The sequence below is a fragment of the Pseudomonas sp. ABa2 genome (assembly GCF_056676075.1).
This window is the reverse complement of record NZ_CM155239.1, coordinates 4,853,155-4,877,564: the sequence shown is the minus strand read 5'-3', so window position 1 is coordinate 4,877,564 and position 24,410 is coordinate 4,853,155. Positions and strand designations below refer to the sequence as shown.

Below are 24,410 nucleotides of genomic sequence, written 5' to 3'. Positions count from 1 at the left end.
CGGGCGCCCGGAGGCGGCCCGGGGATTTATTTCACCAGCGCCTTCCAGGGCTTCAGGCTTTGCAGGATCTGCGCCTGGCTGGCGCGCAGTTGGCGTTGCTCTTCGTCCAGCGGCTGCTGGGCCAGCAACTGGAACTTGTTCAGCTCGCCGTACAGGCGGTCGACCTCGGCCACCTCGAGCACGCCGCGGGCCAGGCGCAGCCAGACCAGCAGGCGCTCGAGACGCGGCAGCTGCTCGGCCAGGTCTTCCGGTTGCTGCTGGTAGCGGCGCAGTTGCAGCGCCGCGCCTTCCTCGGCGAGCAGGGTCGGCAGCCAGTTGCCCAGCGCCGCGCCGCCCTGGCGGTTGCCGCGGTTGTTGCGCGCGGCGGTCCAGCCGCGGTTCAGCAGCCAGTGCGACAGCTGCAGTGACAGCAGGCCCCAGCGGCAGCCGTCCAGCTCGGCGGCGAACAGCGCCGGGGCGTTGCGCCGCATGCTGTCGTCCAGCTGGCCGGCGGCCAGGCGCGGGCGCCAGTCGGCCAGCAGGGCGTCGAGCTGCTCGCGCAGTTCCCGCGAGCTGGCGCGCGGCGCGGCCTGGCCGAGGCTGGCGAGCAGCGCGCGCAGGTCGACCAGTTGCTGCAGCCAGTCCTGCAGCAGGCTCCAGTGTCCGTTGAAGCGGTATTGCTCGGCCAGGCGCTGGCTGGCGCCGAGCAGGTGCCAGGCGAGGGCGGCGAAGGCATCGTCCAGGGGCATCTCGGCGCTCGGCTGCGGCGCCGGCAGGCTCAGGCTGTAGCTGCCGGCGTCGAACAGGCGGTAGCCGCGCTCGGCCTTGCTGATGTCGCAGGGCATCAGCGGCAGCTCGGCGGCCAGTTCGCAGGCCAGCTCCAGCAGCGCCGCCGGTTCGCCCTGGCGCAGTTCCAGCTCCAGCTCGCAGATTTCTTCCTCGCCCTCGCCGGCGATCACCTTGCCCAGGTCCAGGGCGGCCTCGATGACCACCTTGGCCTTGCCGCGGCCCCAGGCGATCTCGGCCTTCTCGCGAACGAAATCGGTGGTGAACAGCGGCTGCAGGGTCTTCTTGTCCAGCTCGGCCAGGCTGGCCGGCCAGCAGCTGTCGTCGAGCTTCTTCAGGTCCAGCTTGGGTTTGGCCAGGTACCAGTCCCATTCGTTGCGTTCGGACAGGCCGGCGACGCTCTGGCCGCGGGTCTTCAGGGTCTGGATATATTGCTCGCCGTCGCGGCGCAGGCGCAGCGCGACACGGGCCCCGGCCAGCTCGCGGGCCGGGGTGTCGTAGTACTGGTTGAACAACTCGGCGCGCTGCCAGCCGCTCTTGTTGCGCTTCTTCAGCAGCGGGTGTTCGCGCAGGGCGGCCAGGGTGGCACGGCTGGCGCGCAGTTTGATTTCGGTTTCTTTGACCATGGTCGGAAGCGAGGTGCCTTGTATGAAAATATGACAGTCCGATGACGCGCGCTGGCGATAGACGAAGGCGATCCCTATACTTGCCGCCTTCTCAAAACGGGGGCTTACCCTATGCCTATCAATCCCTTTGTCAGCCTGTTCGGTCGTTCACCCATCGGCCCCATGCAACAGCATATCGCCAAGGCCAATGAGTGCGCGGCGAACCTGGTGCCCTTCTTCGAGGCCGTGATGGCCGAGGACTGGGATCGGGTGGAACAGGTGCAACAGGAGATGTCCCGGCTCGAGCACGAGGCCGACAAGCTGAAGAAAAGCGTGCGCCTGCACCTGCCCAAGAGTCTGTTCCTGCCGGTGCCGCGCTCGGACCTGCTGGAGCTGCTCAGTGTACAGGACAAAGTCGCCAACCGTGCCAAGGACATCGCCGGGCTGATGCTCGGCCGCCAGATGGCCATTCCGCAGGCGCTGCAGCCGTTGATGCGCACCTACGTGCAGCGCAGCGTGGATGCCAGCGCCCAGGCGCTGAAGGCGATGAACGAGCTGGACGAGCTGCTGGAAACCGGCTTCGCCGGCCGCGAAGCGGTGCTGGTGGAGACCCTGATCGAGGAGCTGGGCGTGATCGAGCAGGACACCGATCGCCTGCAGATCGAGGTGCGCCGCAACCTGTTCAAGCTGGAGAAGGACCTTCCCCCGGTCGATGTGATGTTCCTCTATCAGATCATTGACTGGATCGGCGATGTCGCCGACCGCGCCCAACGTGTGGGCAACCGACTGGAACAACTGCTGGCGCGCTAAGCGCCAGTGTCCTTTCTGGGATCTACGGAAAACTAACTTATGTCTCTGATTGCGGACTACGGGCTGATTCTGCTCGTTCTTGCCTGCCTTTTCGGTTTTTTCATGGCCTGGGGTGTTGGGGCCAACGATGTAGCCAATGCCATGGGTACATCCGTTGGCTCGCGTGCACTGACTATCAAACAGGCGATCATCATCGCCATGGTCTTCGAGTTCTGCGGCGCCTACCTGGCCGGCGGTGAAGTCACCGAAACCATCAAGAACGGCATCGTCGATGCTTCGCTGATCAGCCCCAACCTGATGGTGCTGGGCATGATGTCGGCGTTGCTGGCGGCCGGCAGCTGGCTGCTGGTGGCCTCGACCAAGGGCTGGCCGGTATCCACCACCCATACCATCGTCGGCGCGGTGATCGGCTTCGCCGCGGTCGGCGTGTCGGTGGATGCGGTGCACTGGGGCGGCGTCGGCCCCATCGTCGCCAGCTGGGTGGTCACCCCGCTGCTCGCCGGGATCATCTCCTTCGGCCTGTTCGTCAGCGTGCAGAAGCTGATCATCGACACCGACAACCCCTTCCTCAATGCCAAGCGCTACGTGCCGCTGTACATGTTCCTCACCGGTTTCATGATCTCGCTGATGACCATGACCAAGGGCCTCAAGCACGTCGGCCTGAACCTCTCCAGCAGTGAAGGCTTCATGCTTTCGCTGGGCATCGGCGCTGCCGTCATGCTGCTCGGCATCGCCCTGCTCAGCCGCATTCATGTCGACGCCGAAGCCGACAAGGCCTTCCATTTCGCCAGCGTGGAGAAGGTGTTCGCCGTGCTGATGATCTTCACCGCCTGCGCCATGGCCTTCGCCCACGGCTCCAACGACGTGGCCAACGCGGTCGGTCCGCTGGCGGCCATCGTCGGCGTGATCCAGAGCGGCGGCGACCTGGCCGCCGGCGAGAAGTCCCTGGTGCCGGGCTGGATTCTGCTGCTCGGCGCGGTGGGCATCGTGGTCGGCCTGGCCACCTACGGCTACAAGGTGATCGCCACCATCGGCAAGGAAATCACCGAGCTGACCCCCAGCCGCGGCTTCGCCGCCGAGCTGGCCGCCGCCACCACCGTGGTCAGCGCCTCCGGCCTGGGCCTGCCGGTGTCCACCACCCACACCCTAGTCGGCGCCATTCTCGGCGTCGGTCTGGCGCGCGGTATCGGTGCGCTGAACCTGGGCATGATCGGCAAGATCTTCCTGTCCTGGATCATCACCCTGCCGGTGGGTGCGGCGCTGTCGATCCTGTTCTTCTTTATCCTGCGCGGGCTATTCGGCGGCGTCTGACGGTTCCCGTTAGGGGGCCTCTAAAAACGTAGGCGAGGCAGTCAGCGCAAGGCGAAAGCAGGCGAAGAACGCACTGGGCCCGCATTCGGGTTTACGAGCTGTAAATGAGCTTCTGAGCCTGCTTTCAACGCAGCGATGACAACGCAGGTAGTTTTTAGAGGTGCCCCTGGCCGACGATGCCCCTATGATTGGGACACCGTCCAAGGAGAGCACCGATGCCGCTGCCGTCCTTCCAAGAGCAATTCGCCGCGCTGATCGCCGCGCCGTCGGTGAGCTGCACCCAGCCGCACTGGGATCAGAGCAACCGGCCGGTGATCGAGCTGCTCGCCGCCTGGCTCGGCGACCTCGGCTTCGCCTGCGAAACCCAGCAGATCGCCCCCGGCAAGTTCAACCTGCTGGCCAGCTACGGCAGCGGCCCCGGCGGCCTGGTGCTGGCCGGCCACAGCGACACCGTGCCGTTCGACGCCGCCCTGTGGCAGAGCGACCCGCTCAAGCTGACCGAGGTCGACGGACGCTGGGTCGGCCTCGGCAGTTGCGACATGAAGGGCTTCTTCGCCCTGGCCATCGAGGCCGTGCGGCCCTTGCTCGATCAGCCCTTCCAGCAACCGCTGCTGATTCTCGCTACCTGCGACGAAGAAAGCTCGATGGCCGGCGCCCGCGCCCTGGCCGAGGCCGGGCGGCCGCTGGGGCGCGCCGCGGTGATCGGCGAGCCGACCGGCCTCAAGCCCATCCGCCTGCACAAGGGGGTGATGATGGAGCGCATCGATATCCTCGGCCAGAGCGGCCATTCCTCCGACCCCAGTCTCGGCCATAGCGCGCTGGAGGCCATGCAGGACGTCATGGGCGAGCTGCGCGGCCTGCGCGCGCAGTGGCAGCGCGAGTTCAACAACCCGCAGTTCGGCGTGCCGCAACCGACCCTGAACCTCGGCTGCATCCATGGCGGCGACAACCCCAACCGCATCTGCGGCCAGTGCGCGCTGGAGTTCGACCTGCGCCCGCTGCCGGGGATGGACCCGGAGCAGCTGCGCGCGGCGATTCGCGGCAAGCTGCAGCCCTTGGCGCTCAAGCACCAGGTGCGCATCGACTACGGCCCGCTGTTCCCGGCGGTGCCGCCGTTCGAGCAGGCCGCCGACGCCGAACTGGTGCGTCTGGCCGAACGCCTCACCGGGCACGCGGCGCAGGCGGTGGGGTTCGGCACCGAGGCGCCTTATCTGCAGCAGCTGGGCTGCGAGACCCTGGTGCTCGGCCCCGGCGACATCGACTGCGCCCACCAGCCCGGCGAGCACCTGGAACTGGCGCGGATCGAGCCGACCGTGCAGTTGCTGCGCCAACTGATCCAACACTATTGCCTGAGTCGGAGCGAAGACGTGCTGCGACGATGAGAGAAGCCTTCGAACCTGCCATGGCGGCTTGACCCGCCCCCTGTCTCGACGCTCACACGGATCTCTCATGCACGACTACGTCAACTGGTTACGCCACGCTTCGCCCTATATCAACGCCCACCGCGACTGCACCTTCGTGGTCATGCTGCCCGGCGAGGGCATCGCCCACCCGAACTTCGCCAATATCGTCCACGACCTGGTGTTGCTGCACAGCCTCGGCGTGCGTCTGGTGCTGGTGCACGGCTCGCGCCCGCAGATCGAGGCGCGCCTGGCCGCCCGCGGGCTGACCCCGCACTATCACCGTGACCTGCGCATCACCGACGGGCCGACCCTGGAGTGCGTGATCGACGCCGTCGGCCAGCTGCGCATCGCCATCGAGGCGCGCCTGTCGATGGATATGGCCGCCTCGCCGATGCAGGGCTCGCGCCTGCGCCTGACCAGCGGCAACTTCGTCACCGCGCGGCCGATCGGCGTGCTCGACGGCGTGGATTACCACCACACCGGCGAGGTGCGCCGCATCGACCGCAAGGGCATCAACCGCCAGCTCGACGAGCGCAGCATCGTGCTGCTGTCGCCGCTCGGCTACTCGCCCACCGGGGAAATCTTCAACCTGGCCTGCGAAGACGTCGCCACCCGCGCCGCCATCGACCTGGGGGCGGACAAGCTGCTGCTGTTCGGTGCCGAGGACGGCCTGCTCGACGAGCACGGCCAGCTGGTGCGCGAATTGCGCCCGCAGCAGGTGCCGGCGCACCTGGCGCGCCTGGGCAGCAACTACCAGGGCGAGTTGCTCGATGCCGCGGCCGAGGCCTGCCGTGGCGGCGTCAAGCGCAGCCATATCGTCAGCTACGCCACCGACGGCGCGTTGCTCAGCGAGCTGTTCACCCGCACCGGCAACGGCACCCTGGTGGCCCAGGAGCAGTTCGAGTCGTTGCGCGAGGCGACCATCGAGGACGTCGGCGGGCTGATCGAGCTGATCAGCCCGCTGGAGGAGCAGGGCATCCTGGTGCGCCGTTCGCGCGAGGTGCTGGAGCGCGAGATCGAGCAGTTCAGCGTCGTCGAGCGCGAGGGGCTGATCATCGCCTGCGCCGCGCTCTATCCGCTGGCCGACTCCGACTGCGGCGAGCTGGCCTGTTTGGCGGTCAACCCGGATTATCGCCACGGCGGCCGCGGCGACGAGCTGCTGGCGCGGATCGAGGCGCGGGCGCGGGCGCTGGGGCTCAAGACCCTGTTCGTGCTCACCACACGCACCGCCCACTGGTTCCGCGAGCGCGGCTTCGAGCCGAGCAGCGTCGAACGCATGCCGGCGGCGCGCGCCTCGCTGTACAACTACCAGCGCAATTCCAAGGTGTTCGAGAAGACCTTGTAGAGGGGCGAATGCGCTGGGAGGGGCTTTAGCCGCGACTTGGTTGACCGGTCGCGGCTAAAGCCCCTCCCACGATGCGTGCAGAACCTCAGGCGCTGTGCTGCTGCAGGCGCAGCTGCTCGAAGCCGTCGTCCCAGCCGGCCTCCCAGGCCGCGGCGGGGACTTCGTCGGGGTAGGGTTGGCGGTCTTTGGCCTGGCCGGTGAGGCCGGCCATATAGCCTTGCTGGTAGGCCTTGGTCAGGCTCTCCAGGCTCCATTGCGGCGTGGCGTCGTCGGCCATGGGCGCTGCTCGTCTGCATCCGTTACCCGCCATGCTAGCCGCCCGGGCGCGCCGCGACGCGGCCGCCCATCCCGGCTTTTGCTCCGTTGGCGGCCTTTGTGATGCAGTCGACGAATCTCGCTCGGCGCCGGCCAGGGGCCGTTGCTCCCGCGGAATGGGGCGTCAGGGGCGCAAGCGGATCGCCGCCCGGCCCACCCCACAGGGCGTAGCCCCCTTACACCGCCAGGGCCAGGATGCTGGCCTGGTAGGCGGCGACGAAGGCATCGAAGTCGCCTTGCGGCTGGGCTTCCAGCTCGGCCTGTTCGGCCAGCGAGCGCTGCGCGGCCTGCTCGAACGCGGCCTGCTGCTCGGTGTCGAGCGGCCGGCTGCGCAGGTACTCGGCGTGGCGCCGGCTCTGCTGCAGGGCGAAGTCGGCGAAGCTGGTGCCCTGGCGCAGCGCCGCCAGCACCTGCGCCGAGGGCGTCAGGTCGGCGTCCTCGACCTTGGTCTGTTGCGCCGCCAGGGCCTCGCCGTGCGCCGCGCCGCCCTGGCTGCGGTCGAGCAGCTCGGCCAGCGGGCGGATCTGCTCGATCAGCTCCAGGGCCCAGGTCTTGAGTTCCACCGGGCGGCCGTCGCGCTGCAGGTGCAGGCCGGGACGGCGGCCTTCCTTGACCACCTTGAGGAAGTTGTCGGTGCAGCTGCGGCACTCGCCGCCTTCCAGCAGCGGGCTGTCCGCCAGCGCGCAGAACAGCAGGAAGGCGTCGATAAAGCGCGATTCGCTGAGGTCAAGGCCCAGCGGCAGGAAGGGGTTGATGTCCAGGCAGCGCACTTCCACGTACTGCACGCCGCGGCTCATCAGCGCCTGGATCGGCCGTTCGCCGCTGCGGGTGACGCGCTTGGGGCGGATGCTCGAGTAGTACTCGTTCTCGATCTGCAGGATGTTGGTGTTCAGCTGCAGCCACTCGCCGTCGCGTTTGATGCCGGCCTCGACATAGGCCGGGTAGGGCGTGGCCACGGCCAGGCGCAGGCTGTCGGTGTAGCTGGCCAGGTCGTTGTAGCAGGGGGTCAGGCCGGACTGGGCGCTGCTCTGGTAGCCCAGATCGCTCATGCGCAGGCTGGTGGCATGGGGCAGGTACAGGGTGCTGGCGTCCAGTTCCTGCAACTGGTGCGGGCGGCCGCGCATGAAGCCTTTGTCCAGCGCCGGCGAGGCACCGAACAGGTACATCAAGAGCCAGCTGTAGCGGCGGAAGTTGCGGATCAGCGCGATATAGCGCGCCGACTGGTAGTCGCGCGCGCTCTGCGTGTCGCCTTCGGCCTGCTGTTGCAGCTGCCACAGGCCCTCGGGCAGGGAGAAGTTGTAGTGAATGCCGGCGATGCACTGCATGGTCTTGCCGTAGCGCAGCGCCAGGCCCTTGCGGTAGACGTACTTGAGCCGGCCGATATTGGAGCTGCCGTAGCGGGCGATAGGGATAGTTTCTTCATCCGGCAAGGCGCAGGGCATCGACGGGCTCCACAGCAGCTCGTCGCCCAGCTTGGCGTAGGCGAAGCGGTGGATGCGTTCCAGCTCGTCGAGGGTGGCCGCCGGGTCGGTGGCGGTGCCGGTGATGAATTCCAGCAGCGATTCGGAATAGTCGGTGGTGATCTGCGCATGGGTCAGCGCCGAGCCCAGCCCCTGCGGATGCGGGGTCAGGGCCAGCTGGCCGTCCTGGTCGATGCGCAGGCATTCGCGTTCGATGCCGTGCAGGCACTGGCCCAGCAGGGACAGGTGGGCCGGCTCGCCGAGCAGGGCCAGGCGGCGGGAGAGAAGGTCGCTCAAGATGCACTTCCTAACTGGGCAGTCGCCACAATATGGGGATCGCCCCGGCACTCTGCAAGGGGCGAGCGGTTACCCAGGTTAGACCAGCCCGAGCGGTGCCGATTACACGCAGGCGAAGGTGCCTTGTGCCTTGGCGACCAGCTTGTCGCCCTGCAGCACTTCCGCTTCCACCACCTGGGTACGGCGACCGGCGTGCAGCACCTTGGCGTGGCACAGCACGCTGCCTTCGGACACCGGGCGGATGTAGTTGATCTTGCACTCCAGGGTCACGCTGCTCGGCCCGCCATCGCCGAGGCTGTGGCTGGCCTGGCCCATGGCGGTGTCGATCAGCGAGAACAGTGCGCCGCCGTGCAGCTTGCCGTGCAGGTTGCGCAGCTCGTCGGTGAGGCTCAGGCGCACACGCGCCTCGCCGCCGCCGACCTGGAGAATCTCCAGGCCGAGCAGGCGGGAAAAGGCGCTGCTGGCGCCGACCTTGTCGCTTGTGCTCATTTCTTCAACTGCTTGGCGTTGGCGAACAGGGCGGCCATGCCGCCGCTGGCGGGGGCCGGTTTGTCCTGGCTGGAATGACGCTCGCTGCGCGGCGCGTTGCCGCCACGGTTGCCAGCGCGCGATTGTCCGCCGCGTTGGCCGTCGACCTTCTCGCCGGGGGTATCGCCCATGCGCATGGACAGGGCGATGCGGTTGCGCGGGATATCCACCTCCATCACCTTGACCTTGACCACGTCGCCGGCCTTGACCGCCTCGTGCGGGTCCTTGATGAACTTCTCCGACAGCGCGCTGATATGCACCAGGCCGTCCTGGTGCACGCCGATGTCGACGAAGGCGCCGAAGTTGGTGACGTTGGTCACCACGCCTTCCAGCACCATGCCCAGCTCGAGGTCCTTGAGGGTTTCCACGCCTTCCTGGAACTCGGCGGTCTTGAACTCCGGACGCGGGTCGCGGCCAGGCTTGTCCAGCTCCTTGAGGATGTCGCCGACGGTGACCAGGCCGAAGCGCTCGTCGGTGAACTTGGCCGGGTCGAGGCGCTTGAGAAAGCCCGAGTCGCCGATCAGCGAGCGGATGTCGCGGCCGGTGTCCTGGGCGATGCGCTCGACCAGCGGGTAGGTTTCCGGGTGTACCGCGGAGGCGTCCAGCGGGTTGTCGCCGTTCATCACGCGGAGGAAGCCGGCGGCCTGTTCGAAGGTCTTCTCGCCCAGGCGCGGCACCTTCTTCAGCTCGGCGCGGGTCTTGAATGCGCCGTTCTGGTCGCGGTGGGCGACGATATTCTGCGCCAGGGTCGCATTCAGCCCGGAGATGCGCGCCAGCAGCGCGGCGGAGGCGGTGTTCACATCCACGCCGACGGCGTTCACGCAGTCCTCGACCACCGCGTCCAGCGAGCGCGCCAGCTTGAGCTGCGACACGTCGTGCTGGTACTGGCCGACGCCGATGGATTTCGGGTCGATCTTCACCAGCTCGGCCAGCGGGTCCTGCAGGCGGCGGGCGATGGACACGGCGCCGCGCAGCGACACGTCGAGATCGGGGAATTCGCGCGCGGCCAGCTCCGAGGCCGAGTACACCGAGGCGCCGGCCTCGGAGACCATCACCTTGGTCAGCTTCAGGCCCGGCACCTTCTTGATCAGCTCGGCGGCCAGCTTGTCGGTCTCGCGGCTGGCGGTGCCGTTGCCGATGGAGATCAGGTCGACGCCGTGCTTGGCGCACAGCTTGGCGAGGACCGCCAGGGTGCCGTCCCAGTCGTTGCGCGGCGCGTGCGGGTAGACGGTGGCGGTTTCCAGCACCTTGCCGGTGGCATCGACCACCGCCACCTTGCAGCCGGTACGCAGGCCCGGGTCCAGCGCGAGGGTGGCGCGCGGGCCGGCCGGCGCGGCCAGCAGCAGGTCGTGCAGGTTGCGGGCGAACACGGCGATGGCCTCGTCCTCGGCCTTCTCGCGCAGCTCGCCGAGCAGGTCGGTTTCCAGGTGGTTGTACAGCTTGACCTTCCAGGTCCAGCGCACCACCTCGGCCAGCCACTTGTCGGCGGCGCGGCCTTGCGCGCTGATGCCGAAGCGCTCGCCGATCATCAGCTCGCAGGGGGGCAGGGTGCCGGGCAGCTCCTCGCCGACCTTCAGGCTGGCGCTGAGGATGCCCTCGTTACGGCCGCGGAAGATCGCCAGGGCGCGGTGCGACGGCACGCCCTTGAGCGGCTCGTCGTGCTCGAAGTAGTCGCTGAACTTGGCCCCTTCGTTTTCCTTGCCCGGCACCAGGCGGGCGCTGAGGGTGGCGTGGTCCTTGAGGAAGCTGCGCAGCTTGTCGAGCAGGCCCGCATCCTCGGCGAAGCGCTCCATCAGGATGTACTTGGCGCCCTCGAGCACGGCCTTCACATCGGCGAAGCCCTTGTCGGCGTCGATAAAGCGTTCGGCTTCGCTTTCCGGGCTCAGCTCGGGGTTGCCGAACAGCGCATCGGCCAGCTCGCCGAGGCCGGCTTCCAGGGCGATCTGGCCCTTGGTGCGGCGCTTCTGCTTGTACGGCAGATACAGGTCTTCCAGGCGCGTCTTGGTGTCGGCCAGGGCGATCTCGCGCTTGAGTTCCGGAGTGAGCTTGCCCTGTTCCTCGATGCTGGCGAGGATCGCCACGCGGCGCTCGTCCAGTTCGCGCAGGTAGCGCAGGCGCTCTTCCAGGTGGCGCAGCTGGGTGTCGTCGAGGCTGCCGGTCACCTCTTTGCGGTAACGGGCGATAAAGGGCACGGTGGAACCTTCGTCGAGCAGGGCCACGGCGGCGGCGACCTGTTGCGGGCGCACGCCCAGTTCTTCGGCGATGCGGTTGTTGATGCTGTCCATAAAAAAAGCTACCCACAGGGCGGCCATGCCGGCGGCACGGCGCGCGCGAATCAATTGAGTCGACTTGGCCGTGAGCACCCTGGCCCGCTTCCATGCCATGGCGGCTGAGGGGCGGAGAAGGGGCGCTGCGCGACTGCCAGGTCGAGGCGGCGGCGCATTATAAACACCGCATCCGCCGGCGCTGGGAACCGTTCGGGGAAAAATCTGCTAACAATGGCTGGAGCGCCCGCCAGGGCGCCTGAGCCATAATGCCGCCATTCCAGCCTGGCCGCGCGGCGCGCGAGCGGGCTTCAGCCAAGGAGTTGCCATGAGCCACAGCGCCCCCGCCGCCGAAGGCGAGAAGATCCTGATCGTCGACGACGACGCCCGTCTGCGTCGCCTGCTCGAGCGTTTCTTCGACGAACAGGGTTATCGCGTGCGCGCCGTGGAGAACGTCGAGCAGATGGATCGCCTGCTGGCCCGCGAGCTGTTCAACCTGGTGGTGCTCGACCTGATGCTGCCCGGCGAGGACGGCCTGTCCGCCTGCCGCCGCCTGCGCGAGGCGAACAACCAGATCCCGATCATCATGCTCACCGCCAAGGGCGACGAGTCCAGTCGCATCCAGGGCCTGGAGCTGGGCGCCGACGACTACCTGGCCAAGCCATTCAATCCGCGCGAGCTGCTGGCGCGGATTAAGGCCGTGCTGCGCCGCCAGGCGCCGGTGGTGCCGGGCGCGCCGGGCAGCGAGGACGAGAGCGTCAGCTTCGGCGAGTACGAGCTGTCGCTGGCCACCCGCGAGCTGAAGCGCGGCGAGCAGGTGCACATGCTCACCACCGGCGAGTTCGCCGTGCTCAAGGCGCTGGTGCAGCATGCGCGCGAGCCGCTGACCCGCGACAAGCTGATGAACCTGGCCCGCGGCCGCGAGTGGGACGCGCTGGAGCGCTCCATCGACGTGCAGATCAGCCGTCTGCGCCGGCTGATCGAGCCGGATCCGTCCAAGCCGCGCTATATCCAGACGGTGTGGGGCGTGGGCTATGTGTTCGTGCCGGACGGCAATAAGTGATTCCTGGGTTGGCGCTGCGCGGAGCGAAGCCCAACGCCCACTGCGTCCTGTCCGATAGCCCGGCGTCGGGCTTCAGCGCTGCGCGCCTCAACCCAACCTACATCGAAGCGTTATGAAAACCCCGCTCTGGTTCCCGCAAAGCTTCTTCGCCCGCACCCTCTGGCTGGTGCTGATCGTCGTGCTGTTCTCCAAGGCGCTGACCCTGGTCTATCTGATGATGAACGAGGACGTGCTGGTCGACCGCCAGTACAGCCACGGTGCGGCGCTGACCCTGCGCGCCTACTGGGCGGCCAACCCCGCGGAGCGCGAACACATCGCCCAGGCCGCCGGGCTCAAGCGCATCCCCCGCGACAAGGTGCCGGCCAGCGAGCAGCACTGGCCCTACAGCGAGATCTTCCAGCGCCAGATGCAGACCGAGCTGGGGCCGGACACCGAGGTGCGGGTGCGCGCCACCACGCCGCCGGCGCTCTGGGTGCGCGCGCCGAGCCTGGGCGACGAGTGGCTGCGGGTGCCGATGTACCCGCACCCGCTGCGCGGCCAGCGCATCTGGAGCGTGCTCGGCTGGTTCCTCGGCATCGGCCTGCTGTCCACCGCGGCGGCCTGGATCTTCGTCCGCCAGCTCAGCGCGCCGCTCAAGCGCCTGGTGTTCGCCGCCCGCCAGCTGGGTCAGGGGCGCAGCGTGCGCCTGCCGATCAGCGACACGCCGAGCGAAATGGCCGAGGTCTACCGCGCTTTCAACCAGATGGCCGAGGACGTCGAGCAGGCGGCGCGCGAGCGCGAGCTGATGCTGGCCGGGGTGTCCCACGACCTGCGCACGCCGCTGACTCGCCTGCGCCTGGCGCTGGAATTCATGCAGAGCGATTCCGAACTGACCGAGGACATGGTGCGCGACATCGAGGACATGGACGCCATCCTCGACCAGTTCCTCGCCTTTATCCGCGACGGCCGCGACGAGCCGGTGGAGCAGGCCGACTTCGCCGAGCTGGTGCGCGAGACGCTGGCGCCCTACAACCAGAACGGCGAGCGCGTGCGCCTGTGCCTGGAGGCCATTCCGCCCTTCCCGCTGCGCCGGGTGTCGATCAAGCGCCTGCTCACCAACCTGGTGGAGAACGCCCTCAACCATGGCGGCGGCGACGCCGTGGAAGTGGTCGCCAGCCTGGCCGGCGACCACAACGCGCCCTACGTGGTGCTCAGCGTGCTGGACCGCGGCAACGGCATCGACCCGGCCGAGCTGGACAGCATCTTCAACCCCTTCATCCGCGGCGACCGCGCCCGCGGCGGGCGCGGCACCGGCCTCGGCCTGGCCATCGTCAAACGCATCGCCGCCCTGCACGGCGGCAGCGTGGAGCTGCGTAACCGCTCCGGCGGCGGCCTGGAGGCGCGCGTGCGCCTGCCGCTGGGGCTGCTGCTGCCGCGCGACGCGGTCTGAGCGACTCGGGCGGCCAGCCGTCCGAGTCGGCCGAGGCATGCTGGCAATCTGCGCTCAGAGGCTCTGGCGCTGGGCTATGCTGTGCCAGCGTACCCACTCGAGGCCCGCATGCCCGCCGCCTTATCCGACCGCCTGCCCAAATGGACTTGGTGGCTGCCGCTGCCGCTTTTCCACCTGGGAACCTGGTTATCCCTGACCACCCGCCTGGATGACGGGGTGGCGCTGTGCTACCTGCCGCTGCTGCTCGGCCTGGTGCTGTGCCTGTGGTGGGGGCCGCGGGTGCTGCCGGCGCTGTACCTCAACGCCCTGCTCAGCACGCCCTTGTGGGGCCTGCCCTGGCAGTGGGCGCCGCTCTATGCCGTGCCGGAAACCGCCGCGGTGGCGCTGGGCTGGTGGCTGTTGCGGCGCCAGCCGTTCGACCCCGCGCTCGGCCGCCTGGCCGATCTGCTGCGCTTTCTCGCCTTCGGCGTGCTGCTGCCGACCACCCTGGTGGCCTTCGGTCTGCAGGGCAACCTGTGGCTCACCGGCCTGCAGGGCGGCGAGCAGTGGCCGCTGGCCGTGCTGGGGGTGTGGCTGAGCGACGGCATCGGCCTGCTGGCGCTGGCGCCGCTGCTGCTGGCCTACGCCAGCCCGCTGCTGCGCGTACGTGGCTGGTTGCATAAGGACGTGCCGGACGCCGCACCGGCGCTGAGCCTCAGCCGCTCGCCGCTGGGCTGGCTGTTCGCCGGCGGTGCCCTGCTGCTCTTGGCGGCGCTGCTCGGCAGCCTGCCGACGCTGCTCGGCCTGCCACTGCTGGGCATCTGCATGCTGGTGCTGGCCCTGCGGCACGCCTTCGCCGGGGCGTTGTACGGCGTGGTCCTGGCCTTCGCCGCGACCCTGCTGCTGCCGCTGCTGCGCGATGGCCTCGGCCTCGGTGCTCCGGATCTGCAACGCAGCCAGCTGCAACTCACCGTGCTGTTGCTGATGAGCGCCGCGCTGCTGGTCGGCCGCGCCCTCGGCGACCTGCGCCAGGCACTGGCGCGTAGCGCGCAGATGCAGCAGCAACTGGCGCGCGCCAACCTGGCCATGGAGGCCAGCCCGTTGGGGGTGACCATCGCCGACGCGCGCCAGCCCGACCTGCCGCTGATCTACTGCAACCCGGCGTTCAGCCGCATCACCGGCTATGCCGTCGAGGAGGTGCTGGGGCGCAACTGCCGTTTCCTCGCCGGCGACGACCGTCACCAGCGCGACCTGAAACAGCTGCGCGCGGCGCTGCGCGAGGGGCGCAGCGGCCATGCGGTGCTGCGCAACTACCGCAAGGACGGCAGCCCGTTCTGGAACGAGGTGGTGCTGGCGCCGATGCGCGACGAGCAGGGCATCAGCCACTTCGTCGGCCTGCAGCACGACGTCACCGAGCGCGAGGAGCTGGCCGCCAAGGTCGAGCAGCAGCGCCTGGCCATGCTGCGCCAGAGCCACCTGTTCAGCCAGACCGAGAGCATCGCCGACATCGGCGGCTGGGTGCTGGAGCTGGCCGACCTGAGCATGTTCTGGAGTGAGGGCTGCTACCGCATCGTCGGCCGCGACCTGGCGCTCGGCGCACCGCTGCTGGAGCAGGCGCTGGACTACTACGACGGCGCCAGCCAGGCGCTGATCCGCGCCAACCTGGCCGAGGCGCTGGCCGGGCGCAATCACTTCGACCTGGAGGCGCGCCTGGCGGCGCGCAACGGCTGGGTGCGCCTGCGCGGGGTGGCCGAGCGCGACGGCACGACGCTGGTGCGGGTCTACGGCGCGATCCAGGACATCAGCGAGCGCAAGCGCGCCGAGCAGCAGCTGCGCGAGCGCGACGAACGCCTGCGCCTGTTCTTCGAGGCGCCGCTGATCGGCATGGCCCTGACCACGCCGACCTTCGGCTGGGAGGAGGTCAACCACAAGCTGTGCGCCATCCTCGGCCGTTCGCGCGAGGAGCTGCTGCGCTGCACCTGGGACGAGCTGTCGCATCCGGACGACCTGGCCGCCGAGCAGCAGCATCTGGATGCGGTGCTGGGCGGCAGCAGCGACGGCTTCGAGCTGGACAAGCGCTTCCTGCGCGCCGACGGCCAGCAGGTGCACACCCGCCTCAGCCTGCGCGCGGTGCGCAACGGCCAGGGCCGCCCGGGCATGTTCCTGCTGCTGGTGGAGGACGTCAGCGCCCGTCGCGAGGCCGAGGCGCGCTATCGCACCCTGGTCGAGCACGCGCCCGAGGCGATCATGCTGTTCACCCCCAAGGGCGGCATGGTCGATTTCAACGAGAACGCCCTGCGCCTGTTCCGCTACCGCCGCGAGGAACTGCTGGGCAAGACGGTGCTGGAGATCAGCCCGCTGCGTCAGGCCGACGGCCAGCTCTCGGCGGAGATCGGCAAGGTGCATCTCAAGCGCGCCATCGCCGGCGAGGCGCCGGTGTTCGAATGGCTGCACCGCGACAGCGCCGGCCGCCAGCTGCCCTGCGAGGTGCGCCTGGTGCGCATGCCCGGCGAGCAGCTGCTGATCCGCGGCAGCGTCACCGATATCTCCGAGCGCCAGCGCTACCAGCGCGAGATCGAGCGCCTGGCCTACAGCGACGAACTGACCGGGCTGCCCAATCGCCGCCTGCTGCTCGACCGCCTGCAGCACGCTATGGACCGCGAGGCGCGCGAGGGCAGCCTAGGTGCGTTGCTGTTCATCGACCTGGATCACTTCAAGACGGTCAACGACAGCCTCGGCCACCTGATCGGCGATGCCCTGCTGCGTGAGGTGACCAGCCGCCTGGCGCGCGAGCTGCGCGCCGAGGACACCCTGGCGCGGCTCGGCGGCGACGAGTTCGTGGTGCTGCTGGAGGCGCTCGGCGACGACCCGCGGGTGGTCGCCGAACACGCCGCGGCGGTGGGCGACAAGCTGCTGCGCGGCCTGCTCGGCAGCTGCACCATCGACGGCCACGAGCTGTCGATCAGCGCCAGCATCGGCATCGCCCTGCACCCGCTGGAGCGGCAGAACGCCGCCGACGTGCTCAAGCAGGCCGACACCGCGATGTACCGGGCCAAGCACGCCGGGCGCAACGCCCTGCATTTCTTCGCCCCGGAAATGCAGGCGGCCATCGACCAGCGCCTGCAGCTGCAGAGCGAGCTGCGCCAGGCCATCGCCCGCGAGCAGCTGCATCTGGTGTTCCAGCCGCAGCTGGCGTTGGCCACCGGCAAGGTGGCCGGCGCCGAGGTGCTGCTGCGCTGGCGTCACCCGGAGCGCGGCGAGATCGCCCCGGATCAGTTCATCCCCCTGGCCGAGGAAACCGGGCTGATCCAGGACGTCGGCCACTGGGTGCTGGAGCAGGCCTGCGCGGCGCTGACGCGCTGGCATCGGCAGTGGCCGCAGCTGGTGCTGGCGGTCAACCTCAGCCCGCGCGAGCTGCGCCAGGCCGATTGCGTGGCGCGTATCCAGGCCTGCCTGCAGCGCCATGGCGTGGCGCCGGCCTCGCTGGAGCTGGAGATCACCGAGGGGGTGCTGCTGGAGGACGTCGACCAGTGCATCGCCACCATGCAGCGGCTCAAGGCCCTCGGCGTGCGCTTCGCCATCGACGATTTCGGCACCGGCTACTCGTCGCTGACCTACCTCAAGCGCCTGCCGCTGGACCGATTGAAGATCGACCGCAGCTTCGTCGCCGACCTCGACGGCGAGGAGAGCGGACGCCTGCTGGTGCAGACCATCCTGGTGATCGCCCGCAACCTCGACCTGGAGTGCGTGGCCGAAGGCATCGAACGCGCCGCCCAGTTGGAGCTGCTGCGCGAGCACGGCTGCTCGCTGGGCCAGGGCTACCTGCTCAGCCGGCCGCTGGCGGAAGCGGAGTTTCTCGCCTGGCTGGAGGCGCATCACCGCTAGAGTGGCGCGGGACCGCCCAGGCCGTGTGGGGAGAAGGGGGAGGGGGCGTTTGCGGCCGACCCGGTGTAGCGCGGCTCAGCCTCGCCCCTTGGTACGGGTCTGCCCGGGTTCGGCGTACTTTTCCAGGTGTTCGACGATGATCCCGGCGACGTCCTTGCCGGTGGTGGTCTCGATGCCTTCCAGGCCCGGCGAGGAGTTCACCTCCATCACCAGCGGGCCGTGATTGGAGCGCAGGATGTCCACCCCGGCGACGTTCAGCCCCATCACCCGGGCGGCACGCACAGCGGTCATGCGCTCCTCGGGGGTGATCTTGATCAGGCTGGCGGTGCCGCCGCGGTGCAGGTTGGAGCGGAACTCGCCGGGCTTGGCCTGGCGCTTCATCGAGGCGATCACCTTGTCGCCGACCACGAAGCAGCGGATATCGGCGCCGCCGGCCTCCTGGATGTACTCCTGGACCATGATGTCCTGCTTGAGGCCGAAGAAGGCTTCGAGCACCGACTCGGCCGCCTTGTGCGTCTCGGCCAGCACCACGCCCTTGCCCTGGGTGCCTTCCAGCACCTTGATCACCAGCGGCGCGCCGCCGACCATCTGGATCAGGTCGGGGATGTCGTCGGGGGAGTGGGCGAAGCCGGTCACCGGCAGGCCGATGCCCTTGCGCGACAGCAGCTGCAGGGCGCGCAGCTTGTCGCGCGAGCGGCTGATGGCTACCGATTCGTTGAGCGGGTAGACGCCCATCATCTCGAACTGGCGCAGCACCGCGCAGCCATAGAAGGTCACCGAGGCGCCGATGCGCGGGATCACCGCGTCGAAGCCTTCCAGCGCCTGGCCGCGGTAGTGGATCTGCGGCTTGTGGCTGGCGATGTTCATATAGGCGCGCAGGGTGTCGATCACCTGCATCTCGTGGCCGCGCTGCTGCCCGGCCTCCACCAGACGGCGGGTGGAATACAGACGCGGGTTGCGCGACAGCACGGCGATCTTCATTGGGCACCTGGAACGGAGGAGGGCAGGGTGGGTTTGTCTTGCACGTAGCTGAGCGCCGGGTTGACCACCAGTTGCCCGGCGATCAGCGCCTTGGAGCCGAGCAGCACGCGGTAGCGCATGGTCTTGCGGCAGGCCAGGGTGAACTCCACCGGCCACAGGCGATCGCCCAGGGCCAGGTGGGTGCGGATCACGTAGCGGCTTTGCGCCAGGCCGTTGGAACTCTTGATGCGCTTGACCGAGACCATCTGCGCCTCGCAGCGGTGGCGGCGCTGCACCTGGGTGCCGAGGTAGGCGGTGAAGCGCACCCAGTCCTCGCCATCGCGCTGGAACGGCTGGATATCGCTGGCGTGCAGGCTCGAGGTGCTGGCGCCGGTGTCGATCTTGGCGCGCAGGCCGATGATGCCGAGCTCGGGCAGGTTGATCCACTCGCGCAGGCCGATCACGCTGAGCTGGTCGAAGGTCTTCAAGCGGGCGGTATCCCTCTGCGGCTGACAGGCCTATGATTTCGCGCATTCTAGTAGCGCCGTGTGACAACTGCATCAGGCAGTTTCTGCCGGCTGGCAAACCCAGCAGAGGTGAGATGAGCGACAAAGACGACGACAAGGTGCGCCTGGACAAATGGCTGTGGGCAGCACGCTTCTACAAGACCCGCGCGCTGGCCAAGGCGGCCATCGAGGGCGGCAAGGTGCACCACCGTGGCGAGCGCTGCAAGCCGGGCAAGGAGCCCAGGGTGGGCGACGAATACGTGCTGCGCACCGGCTTCGACGAACGCACCGTGGTGGTGCTGGCGCTGTCGGCGGTGCGCCGCGGCGCGCCGGAGGCGCAGCTGCTGTATCGCGAGACCGAGGCGAGCATCGCCCGCCGCGAGCAGGCCGCGGCGCTGCGCAAGGCCGGCGCCCTTGGCGTGCAGACCGACGGCCGGCCGAGCAAGAAACAGCGCCGGCAGATCCAGCACTTCAACGAACAGCAGGACGGCGGCCTGCGCCATCCCTGGGCGGACGAGGAGTAGGGGCGTAGGGTCGATATGGCGCAGCCTTGTCCACCGCCCGGTCAGGCGGCGCGATGGCGGACAAGCCTGCGGCGTATTCGCCCTACCATCTGCCCGAGCGTTCGCCGCCGCCGCTCGGCTGAGATCGCCCTTGCGCGACACCCGGGCCTTGGTTGTCCGGGCATTTGTGCATAAAATCGCCAGCCTTTTTTGCAGACCCAGGCAGGCCAGCCCGCTATGACCGATTTCAGCCAACGCTTTCTCTTCGACGACACCGACGTGCGCGGCGAGATGGTTGCCCTGCGCGAGAGCTACGCCCATGTGCTGGCCAAGCACGCCTACCCGCAGCCGGTGGCGCAACTGCTCGGCGAACTGATGGCCGCCGCCGCCCTGCTGGTCGGCACCCTCAAGTTCGACGGCCTGCTGGTGCTGCAGGCGCGCTCCGAGGGGCCCGTGTCGCTGCTGATGGTGGAATGCTCCAGCGCCCGCGAACTGCGCGGCATCGCCCGTTACGACGGCGAGCGGGTCACGGCCGACGCCGACCTGCACGACCTGATGCCCGACGGCGTGCTGGCGATCACCATCGACCCGGCCAAGGGCCAGCGCTACCAGGGCATCGTCGCCCTCGACGGCGTCGACCTGGCCGAGTGCCTGTCCAACTACTTCGCCAGTTCCGAGCAGCTGCCCACCCGCTTCTGGCTCAAGGCCGACGGCCAGCGCGCTCGTGGCCTGCTGCTGCAGCAGCTGCCGCCGCATCAGCAGACCGAGCCGGAGGCGCGTCAGGAAAGCTGGAACCACCTGCTGACCCTGGCCGACACCCTGTCCGCCGAGGAGCTGCTCGGCCTGGACAACCCGACCCTGCTGCACCGTCTCTACCACCAGGAGACCGTGCGTCTGTTCGACGAGCAGGCGCTGCAGTTCCGCTGCAGCTGCTCGCGCGAGCGCTCGGCCAGCGCCCTGGTCAGCCTCGGTCAGAGCGATGCCGAGCTGCTGCTCGGCGAGCAGGGCGGCAAGGTGGTGATCGACTGCCAGTTCTGCAACGAGCGTTACGCCTTCGACGCCGCCGACATCGCCCAGCTGTTCGCCGGTGGCGGCAGCGAGGCGCCGTCGCAGACCCGTCATTGATGAACTTTTCTGGGCGATAGCCGCTCTCTATCGGATCGGAGGCTGCCAAGCAGTTCGCTTTTCTGGCATACTCCCGCGACTTTTTTACCGCTGTAGTGCAGTTGCCCCTGTACTACACAACGTTCGGAAGACTCGGCCAGCGGCCGACGGGGACCCTCATGACGCAAGCCAACACCGCCGTGTACACCGACATCAGCGCCGCGCAACTGGTCGAAGAAGCCATCCGCCGTGGCGAAGGCGAACTGGCCGCCAACGGCTCGCTGGTGGTACGCACCGGCCACCGTACCGGTCGCTCGCCGGCTGACCGCTTCATCGTTCAGGAGCCGAGCAGCGAGGCGCAGATCGCCTGGGGCGCGATCAACCGTCCGTTCCCGGCCGACAAGTTCGATGCCCTGTGGGACCGCGTCGAGGCGTTCAACAACGCCCAGGATCATTTCGTTTCCCACGTGCACGTCGGCTCCGCCGAAGCGCACTACCTGGCGGTCAAGATGACCACCGCCACCGCCTGGCAGAACCTGTTCGGCCGCTGCCTGTTCATCGAGCCGGAAACCTACAACCCGGCGGGCAAGACCGAGTGGCAGATCCTCAACGTCGCCAACTTCGAGTGCGTGCCTGAGCGTGACGGCACCAACTCCGACGGCTGCGTGATCATCAACTTCGCCGCCAAGAAGGTACTGATCGCCGGCATGCGCTACGCCGGCGAGATGAAGAAGGCCATGTTCAGCGTGCAGAACTTCCTGCTGCCGGAAGCCGACGTGCTGCCGATGCACTGCGCCGCCAACATCGGCGAGGAAGGCGACGTCACCCTGTTCTTCGGCCTGTCCGGCACCGGCAAGACCACCCTGTCCGCCGACGAGTCGCGCTACCTGATCGGCGATGACGAGCACGGCTGGGGCGAAGGCGTGGTGTTCAATATCGAAGGCGGTTGCTATGCCAAGTGCATCGACCTGTCCGAGAAGAACGAGCCGGTGATCTGGAAAGCCATCCAGTTCGGCGCCGTGCTGGAAAACGTCGTGCTCGACGAAAACCGTATCCCGGATTACGCCGACGACAGCCTGACCCAGAACAGCCGCGCGGCCTACCCGCTGACCCACGTCGAGAAGCGCAGCGAGCGGAACCTCGGCGGCGAGCCGAACGCGGTGATCTTCCTCACCTGCGACCTGACCGGCGTACTGCCGCCGGTGTCGATCCTCAACGAGGAACAGGCCGCCTACCACTTCCTCTCCGGCTACACCGCGCTGGTCGGCTCCACCGAGATGGGCAGCGGCGCCGGCATCAAGTCGACCTTCTCCACCTGCTTCGGCGCGCCGTTCTTCCCGCGCCCGGCCGGCGTCTACGCCGAGCTGCTGATCAAGCGGATCAAGGCCTTCGGCTCCAAGGTCTACCTGGTCAACACCGGCTGGACCGGCGGCGGCTACGGCGTCGGCAAGCGTTTCAGCATCCCCACCACCCGTGGTGTGATCGCCGCGATCCAGAGCGGTGCGCTGATCGGCACCGAGACCGAGCAACTGCCGATCATCAACCTCAATGTGCCGAAGTCGGTACCGGGCGTCGAGACCAACCTGCTCAACCCGCGCAACACCTGGGCAGACCAGAACGCCTACGACGAAGCCGCCAAGGCCCTGGCCAAGCTGTTCATCGACAACTTCCAGAAGTTCGACGTCAGCGACGCCATCAAGAACGCCGGCCCGCAGCTCTAAGCTCGCGCCGCGCTACGACAAAGCCGCCTTCGGGCGGCTTTGTCATTTCCGGGTAGGGGGCGCCGCGCGCACCGGTTCTCCACGGGACTCTGCCGGTGCGCATGGCGCACCCTACCGAACCGCGTTATGGTCATGGGCCATTCGGCGGTCAATGGAGTGACGGCTTATGTCCACCCTTAAACGCGTCTTCGGTTTCGATCAGCTGCGCCCCGGCCAGGAGCAGGTGGTCAGCGCCGTGCTCGCCGGTCGCTCGGCGGCGGCGATCTTTCCCACCGGCTCGGGCAAGTCGCTGTGCTACCAGCTGCCGGCATTGCACCTGCCCCATCTCACCCTGGTGATCTCGCCGCTGCTGGCGCTGATGCAGGATCAGCTGGCCTTCCTCCACGCCCGCGGCATCGCGGCGGCCAGCATCGACTCGGCGCAAAGCCGCGAACAGGCCAGTGCGGTCATGGCCAGGGCCAAGGCCGGCGAGCTGAAGATCCTGATGATCTCGGTGGAGCGCCTGAAGAACGAGCGCTTTCGCCATTTCATCGCCCAGGTGCCGATCTCCCTGCTGGTGGTCGACGAGGCTCACTGCATCTCCGAATGGGGTCACAACTTCCGCCCCGACTACCTCAAGCTGCCCGACTACCAACGCCAGTTCGGCATCGCCCAGGTGCTGCTGCTCACCGCCACGGCGACGCCCAAGGTGATCGCCGACATGCGTGAGAAATTCGTCATCGCCGACGCCGACGTGGTCACCACCGGCTTCTACCGGCCCAACCTCAACCTGCTGGTCGAGCCGGTGGCAGGCAGCGCCAAGCTGCGCCGTCTGCAGGACTGGCTGACGCCGCGGCGCGAGCAGGCCAGCATCGTCTACGTCACCCAGCAGAAGACCGCCGAGCAGGTCGCCGAGCGCCTGGCGCGCGACGGTCTGGCGGTCAGCGCCTACCACGCCGGCATGGCGCACGAGGTACGCGAGTCGATCCAGCGCCGCTTCATGGCCGGCGAACTGCAGTGCATAGTCGCCACCATCGCCTTCGGCATGGGCATCGACAAGCGCGATATCCGCAACGTGGTGCATTTCGACCTGCCGAAATCCATCGAGAACTACAGCCAGGAGATCGGCCGCGCCGGCCGCGACGGCCAGGCCTCGGATTGCCTGGTGCTGGCTAACCGCGACAGCCTCAGCGTGCTGGAGAACTTCGTCTATGGCGACACACCGGAGCTGGCCGGGATTCGCCGCGTGCTCGACGAACTGCAGGCAGCCGGCATGGGCGGGCAGTGGGAGCTGATGCTGGGCCAGCTGGCCGAACAGAGCAATATCCGCGCGCTGCCGCTCAAGACCCTGCTGGTGCAGCTGGAGCTGCGCGGCATCATCGCGCCGCGCTACGCCTACTTCGCCGAATACCGCTTCAAGCTGCTGCTGGACGAAGCGGCGCTGCTGGCGCAGTTCGAGGGCGAACGACGCCGGTTCGTCGAGGCGATTCTCTCCAGCTCGCGCCGGGCGCGCACCTGGTTCACCCTGGATTTCGATGCGCTGTATCGCGACCACGGCGCCGAGCGCCCGCGGGTGATCAAGGCGCTGGACTACTTCCAGGAGAAGGGCTGGGTCGAGCTGGAAAGCAAGCAGATGACCGAGGTCTATGCCCTGCTGGACGCCGAATTCGACCCCGTCACCCTGGCCGAGCAGCTGCACGGCCATTTCCGCGCCCACGAGGCCAGCGAGATCGCCCGTATCCAGGCCATGCTCGCCCTGTTCGAGAGCCGCGACTGTCTGAGCCGGCGCCTGGCGCTGTACTTCGGCGACGCCCAGGCGCCCGAGCGCTGCGGGCATTGTTCGGTGTGCCGGGGGCGTGTCGCCACCTTGCCGGCGCCGCCAGACCGGCCGCCGCTAAGCGGGCGCGATGCGCAGGCGCTGTGTGCGGCCTTTAGCGAAACGCACCTGCAGCACGCTGGACAGATGCCGAGCCGCGAATGCCTGACGCGCTTTCTCTGCGGCGTGACCACACCGCTGTTCACCAAGCTCAAGGCGCGCCAGCTGGCCGGCTTCGCCGCGCTGGAGGACTACCCCTACGGCGAAGTGCGCGATTGGCTGGCGGCCCGTTCGTAGGGTGCGCCGCGCGCAGCGATACCGGCTGCTGCGTACGACCTGAGCGGTCCCGCGCCACCCCATGG

18 protein-coding genes are annotated in these 24,410 nt (G+C 68.3%); 11 read left to right on the top strand and 7 right to left on the bottom strand.

Annotated elements, in window-relative coordinates; translation table 11 throughout:
- Window positions 1–26: 26 nt before the first annotated feature.
- Window positions 27–1,391 (bottom strand): CYTH domain-containing protein, encoded by a 1,365-nt coding sequence (locus tag AC1G9C_RS23490; RefSeq protein WP_480408947.1) that lies wholly within the window; start codon window positions 1,389–1,391, stop codon window positions 27–29.
- A 111-nt stretch (window positions 1,392–1,502) separates the two neighbouring features.
- On the opposite strand from AC1G9C_RS23490, the gene AC1G9C_RS23485 reads away from it, so the two are divergent.
- From AC1G9C_RS23485 to argA, 4 genes are all read left to right on the top strand, one after another.
- Window positions 1,503–2,180: a TIGR00153 family protein gene (locus AC1G9C_RS23485; RefSeq protein WP_031303132.1), complete on the top strand. Its 678-nt coding sequence runs from the start codon at window positions 1,503–1,505 to the stop codon at window positions 2,178–2,180.
- 39 nt (window positions 2,181–2,219) lie between these two features.
- Window positions 2,220–3,491 carry an inorganic phosphate transporter gene (locus AC1G9C_RS23480; protein ID WP_457788616.1) on the top strand — a complete coding sequence of 424 codons (1,272 nt, stop codon included), beginning with the start codon at window positions 2,220–2,222 and terminating at the stop codon, window positions 3,489–3,491.
- Window positions 3,492–3,706: 215 nt separating this feature from the next.
- Window positions 3,707–4,873, top strand: a complete 1,167-nt coding sequence (gene argE, locus AC1G9C_RS23475) for an acetylornithine deacetylase (RefSeq protein ID WP_397486824.1) — start codon at window positions 3,707–3,709, stop codon at window positions 4,871–4,873.
- A gap of 67 nt (window positions 4,874–4,940) precedes the next feature.
- Window positions 4,941–6,239 carry an amino-acid N-acetyltransferase gene (argA, locus tag AC1G9C_RS23470; RefSeq protein WP_021444801.1) on the top strand — a complete coding sequence of 433 codons (1,299 nt, stop codon included), beginning with the start codon at window positions 4,941–4,943 and terminating at the stop codon, window positions 6,237–6,239.
- Window positions 6,240–6,324: 85 nt separating this feature from the next.
- Here argA and rmf read toward each other — a convergent pair whose 3' ends face one another.
- From rmf to AC1G9C_RS23450, 4 genes are all read right to left on the bottom strand, one after another.
- On the bottom strand, window positions 6,325–6,516 hold the full coding sequence (gene rmf, locus AC1G9C_RS23465; RefSeq protein WP_021444802.1) for a ribosome modulation factor: 192 nt from the start codon (window positions 6,514–6,516) through the stop codon (window positions 6,325–6,327).
- A 214-nt stretch (window positions 6,517–6,730) separates the two neighbouring features.
- Complete coding sequence (gshA, locus tag AC1G9C_RS23460; protein ID WP_480408946.1) at window positions 6,731–8,311, bottom strand: glutamate--cysteine ligase; 1,581 nt, start codon at window positions 8,309–8,311, stop codon at window positions 6,731–6,733.
- 102 nt (window positions 8,312–8,413) lie between these two features.
- Window positions 8,414–8,800 (bottom strand): PaaI family thioesterase, encoded by a 387-nt coding sequence (locus AC1G9C_RS23455; RefSeq protein ID WP_445582105.1) that lies wholly within the window; start codon window positions 8,798–8,800, stop codon window positions 8,414–8,416.
- Window positions 8,797–11,124 carry a Tex family protein gene (locus tag AC1G9C_RS23450; RefSeq protein ID WP_480408945.1) on the bottom strand — a complete coding sequence of 776 codons (2,328 nt, stop codon included), beginning with the start codon at window positions 11,122–11,124 and terminating at the stop codon, window positions 8,797–8,799. Before AC1G9C_RS23450 ends, AC1G9C_RS23455 begins: the two co-directional genes overlap by 4 nt.
- A gap of 307 nt (window positions 11,125–11,431) precedes the next feature.
- On the opposite strand from AC1G9C_RS23450, the gene ompR reads away from it, so the two are divergent.
- The 3 genes from ompR to AC1G9C_RS23435 all read left to right on the top strand — a co-directional run bounded on the left by ompR (window position 11,432) and on the right by AC1G9C_RS23435 (window position 17,459).
- Window positions 11,432–12,166, top strand: a complete 735-nt coding sequence (gene ompR / locus AC1G9C_RS23445) for an osmolarity response regulator transcription factor OmpR (protein WP_021443583.1) — start codon at window positions 11,432–11,434, stop codon at window positions 12,164–12,166.
- Between the two features lie 112 nt (window positions 12,167–12,278).
- Window positions 12,279–13,595 (top strand): ATP-binding protein, encoded by a 1,317-nt coding sequence (locus tag AC1G9C_RS23440; RefSeq protein WP_122109310.1) that lies wholly within the window; start codon window positions 12,279–12,281, stop codon window positions 13,593–13,595.
- 108 nt (window positions 13,596–13,703) lie between these two features.
- A complete protein-coding gene (locus AC1G9C_RS23435) occupies window positions 13,704–17,459 on the top strand; it encodes a bifunctional diguanylate cyclase/phosphodiesterase (RefSeq protein WP_480408944.1) in 3,756 nt (1,251 codons plus the stop codon).
- A gap of 75 nt (window positions 17,460–17,534) precedes the next feature.
- Here AC1G9C_RS23435 and rimK read toward each other — a convergent pair whose 3' ends face one another.
- Window positions 17,535–18,440 (bottom strand): 30S ribosomal protein S6--L-glutamate ligase, encoded by a 906-nt coding sequence (gene rimK, locus AC1G9C_RS23430; RefSeq protein WP_480408943.1) that lies wholly within the window; start codon window positions 18,438–18,440, stop codon window positions 17,535–17,537.
- Window positions 18,437–18,907: a retropepsin-like aspartic endopeptidase RimB gene (gene rimB / locus AC1G9C_RS23425; protein WP_021443740.1), complete on the bottom strand. Its 471-nt coding sequence runs from the start codon at window positions 18,905–18,907 to the stop codon at window positions 18,437–18,439. Before rimB ends, rimK begins: the two co-directional genes overlap by 4 nt.
- A gap of 113 nt (window positions 18,908–19,020) precedes the next feature.
- Between rimB and AC1G9C_RS23420 the strand changes: the two genes are divergently transcribed.
- The 4 genes from AC1G9C_RS23420 to AC1G9C_RS23405 all read left to right on the top strand — a co-directional run bounded on the left by AC1G9C_RS23420 (window position 19,021) and on the right by AC1G9C_RS23405 (window position 24,345).
- A complete protein-coding gene (locus AC1G9C_RS23420; protein ID WP_397486816.1) occupies window positions 19,021–19,449 on the top strand; it encodes an RNA-binding S4 domain-containing protein in 429 nt (142 codons plus the stop codon).
- 216 nt (window positions 19,450–19,665) lie between these two features.
- Window positions 19,666–20,553, top strand: a complete 888-nt coding sequence (hslO, locus tag AC1G9C_RS23415) for an Hsp33 family molecular chaperone HslO (RefSeq protein WP_122109313.1) — start codon at window positions 19,666–19,668, stop codon at window positions 20,551–20,553.
- Between the two features lie 158 nt (window positions 20,554–20,711).
- Entirely contained in the window at window positions 20,712–22,253 is a 1,542-nt protein-coding gene (locus AC1G9C_RS23410; protein WP_021443470.1) for a phosphoenolpyruvate carboxykinase, read from the top strand.
- 166 nt (window positions 22,254–22,419) lie between these two features.
- Window positions 22,420–24,345 carry a RecQ family ATP-dependent DNA helicase gene (locus AC1G9C_RS23405; protein WP_480408942.1) on the top strand — a complete coding sequence of 642 codons (1,926 nt, stop codon included), beginning with the start codon at window positions 22,420–22,422 and terminating at the stop codon, window positions 24,343–24,345.
- Window positions 24,346–24,410 lie beyond the last annotated feature (65 nt).

Excerpts from the sequence above, each read along its gene's own strand:
- AC1G9C_RS23480 (WP_457788616.1), top strand. The coding sequence starts at position 2,220 with ATGTCTCTGATTGCGGACTACGGGCTGATTCTGCTCGTTCTTGCCTGC.
- AC1G9C_RS23450 (WP_480408945.1), bottom strand. The coding sequence starts at position 11,124 with ATGGACAGCATCAACAACCGCATCGCCGAAGAACTGGGCGTGCGCCCG.
- AC1G9C_RS23405 (WP_480408942.1), top strand. The coding sequence starts at position 22,420 with ATGTCCACCCTTAAACGCGTCTTCGGTTTCGATCAGCTGCGCCCCGGC.
- AC1G9C_RS23410 (WP_021443470.1), top strand. The coding sequence starts at position 20,712 with ATGACGCAAGCCAACACCGCCGTGTACACCGACATCAGCGCCGCGCAA.
- AC1G9C_RS23490 (WP_480408947.1), bottom strand. The coding sequence starts at position 1,391 with ATGGTCAAAGAAACCGAAATCAAACTGCGCGCCAGCCGTGCCACCCTG.
- AC1G9C_RS23440 (WP_122109310.1), top strand. The coding sequence starts at position 12,279 with ATGAAAACCCCGCTCTGGTTCCCGCAAAGCTTCTTCGCCCGCACCCTC.
- rmf (WP_021444802.1), bottom strand. The coding sequence starts at position 6,516 with ATGGCCGACGACGCCACGCCGCAATGGAGCCTGGAGAGCCTGACCAAG.
- ompR (WP_021443583.1), top strand. The coding sequence starts at position 11,432 with ATGAGCCACAGCGCCCCCGCCGCCGAAGGCGAGAAGATCCTGATCGTC.
- AC1G9C_RS23420 (WP_397486816.1), top strand. The coding sequence starts at position 19,021 with ATGAGCGACAAAGACGACGACAAGGTGCGCCTGGACAAATGGCTGTGG.
- argA (WP_021444801.1), top strand. The coding sequence starts at position 4,941 with ATGCACGACTACGTCAACTGGTTACGCCACGCTTCGCCCTATATCAAC.
- argE (WP_397486824.1), top strand. The coding sequence starts at position 3,707 with ATGCCGCTGCCGTCCTTCCAAGAGCAATTCGCCGCGCTGATCGCCGCG.
- AC1G9C_RS23455 (WP_445582105.1), bottom strand. The coding sequence starts at position 8,800 with ATGAGCACAAGCGACAAGGTCGGCGCCAGCAGCGCCTTTTCCCGCCTG.
- hslO (WP_122109313.1), top strand. The coding sequence starts at position 19,666 with ATGACCGATTTCAGCCAACGCTTTCTCTTCGACGACACCGACGTGCGC.
- rimK (WP_480408943.1), bottom strand. The coding sequence starts at position 18,440 with ATGAAGATCGCCGTGCTGTCGCGCAACCCGCGTCTGTATTCCACCCGC.
- AC1G9C_RS23485 (WP_031303132.1), top strand. The coding sequence starts at position 1,503 with ATGCCTATCAATCCCTTTGTCAGCCTGTTCGGTCGTTCACCCATCGGC.
- AC1G9C_RS23435 (WP_480408944.1), top strand. The coding sequence starts at position 13,704 with ATGCCCGCCGCCTTATCCGACCGCCTGCCCAAATGGACTTGGTGGCTG.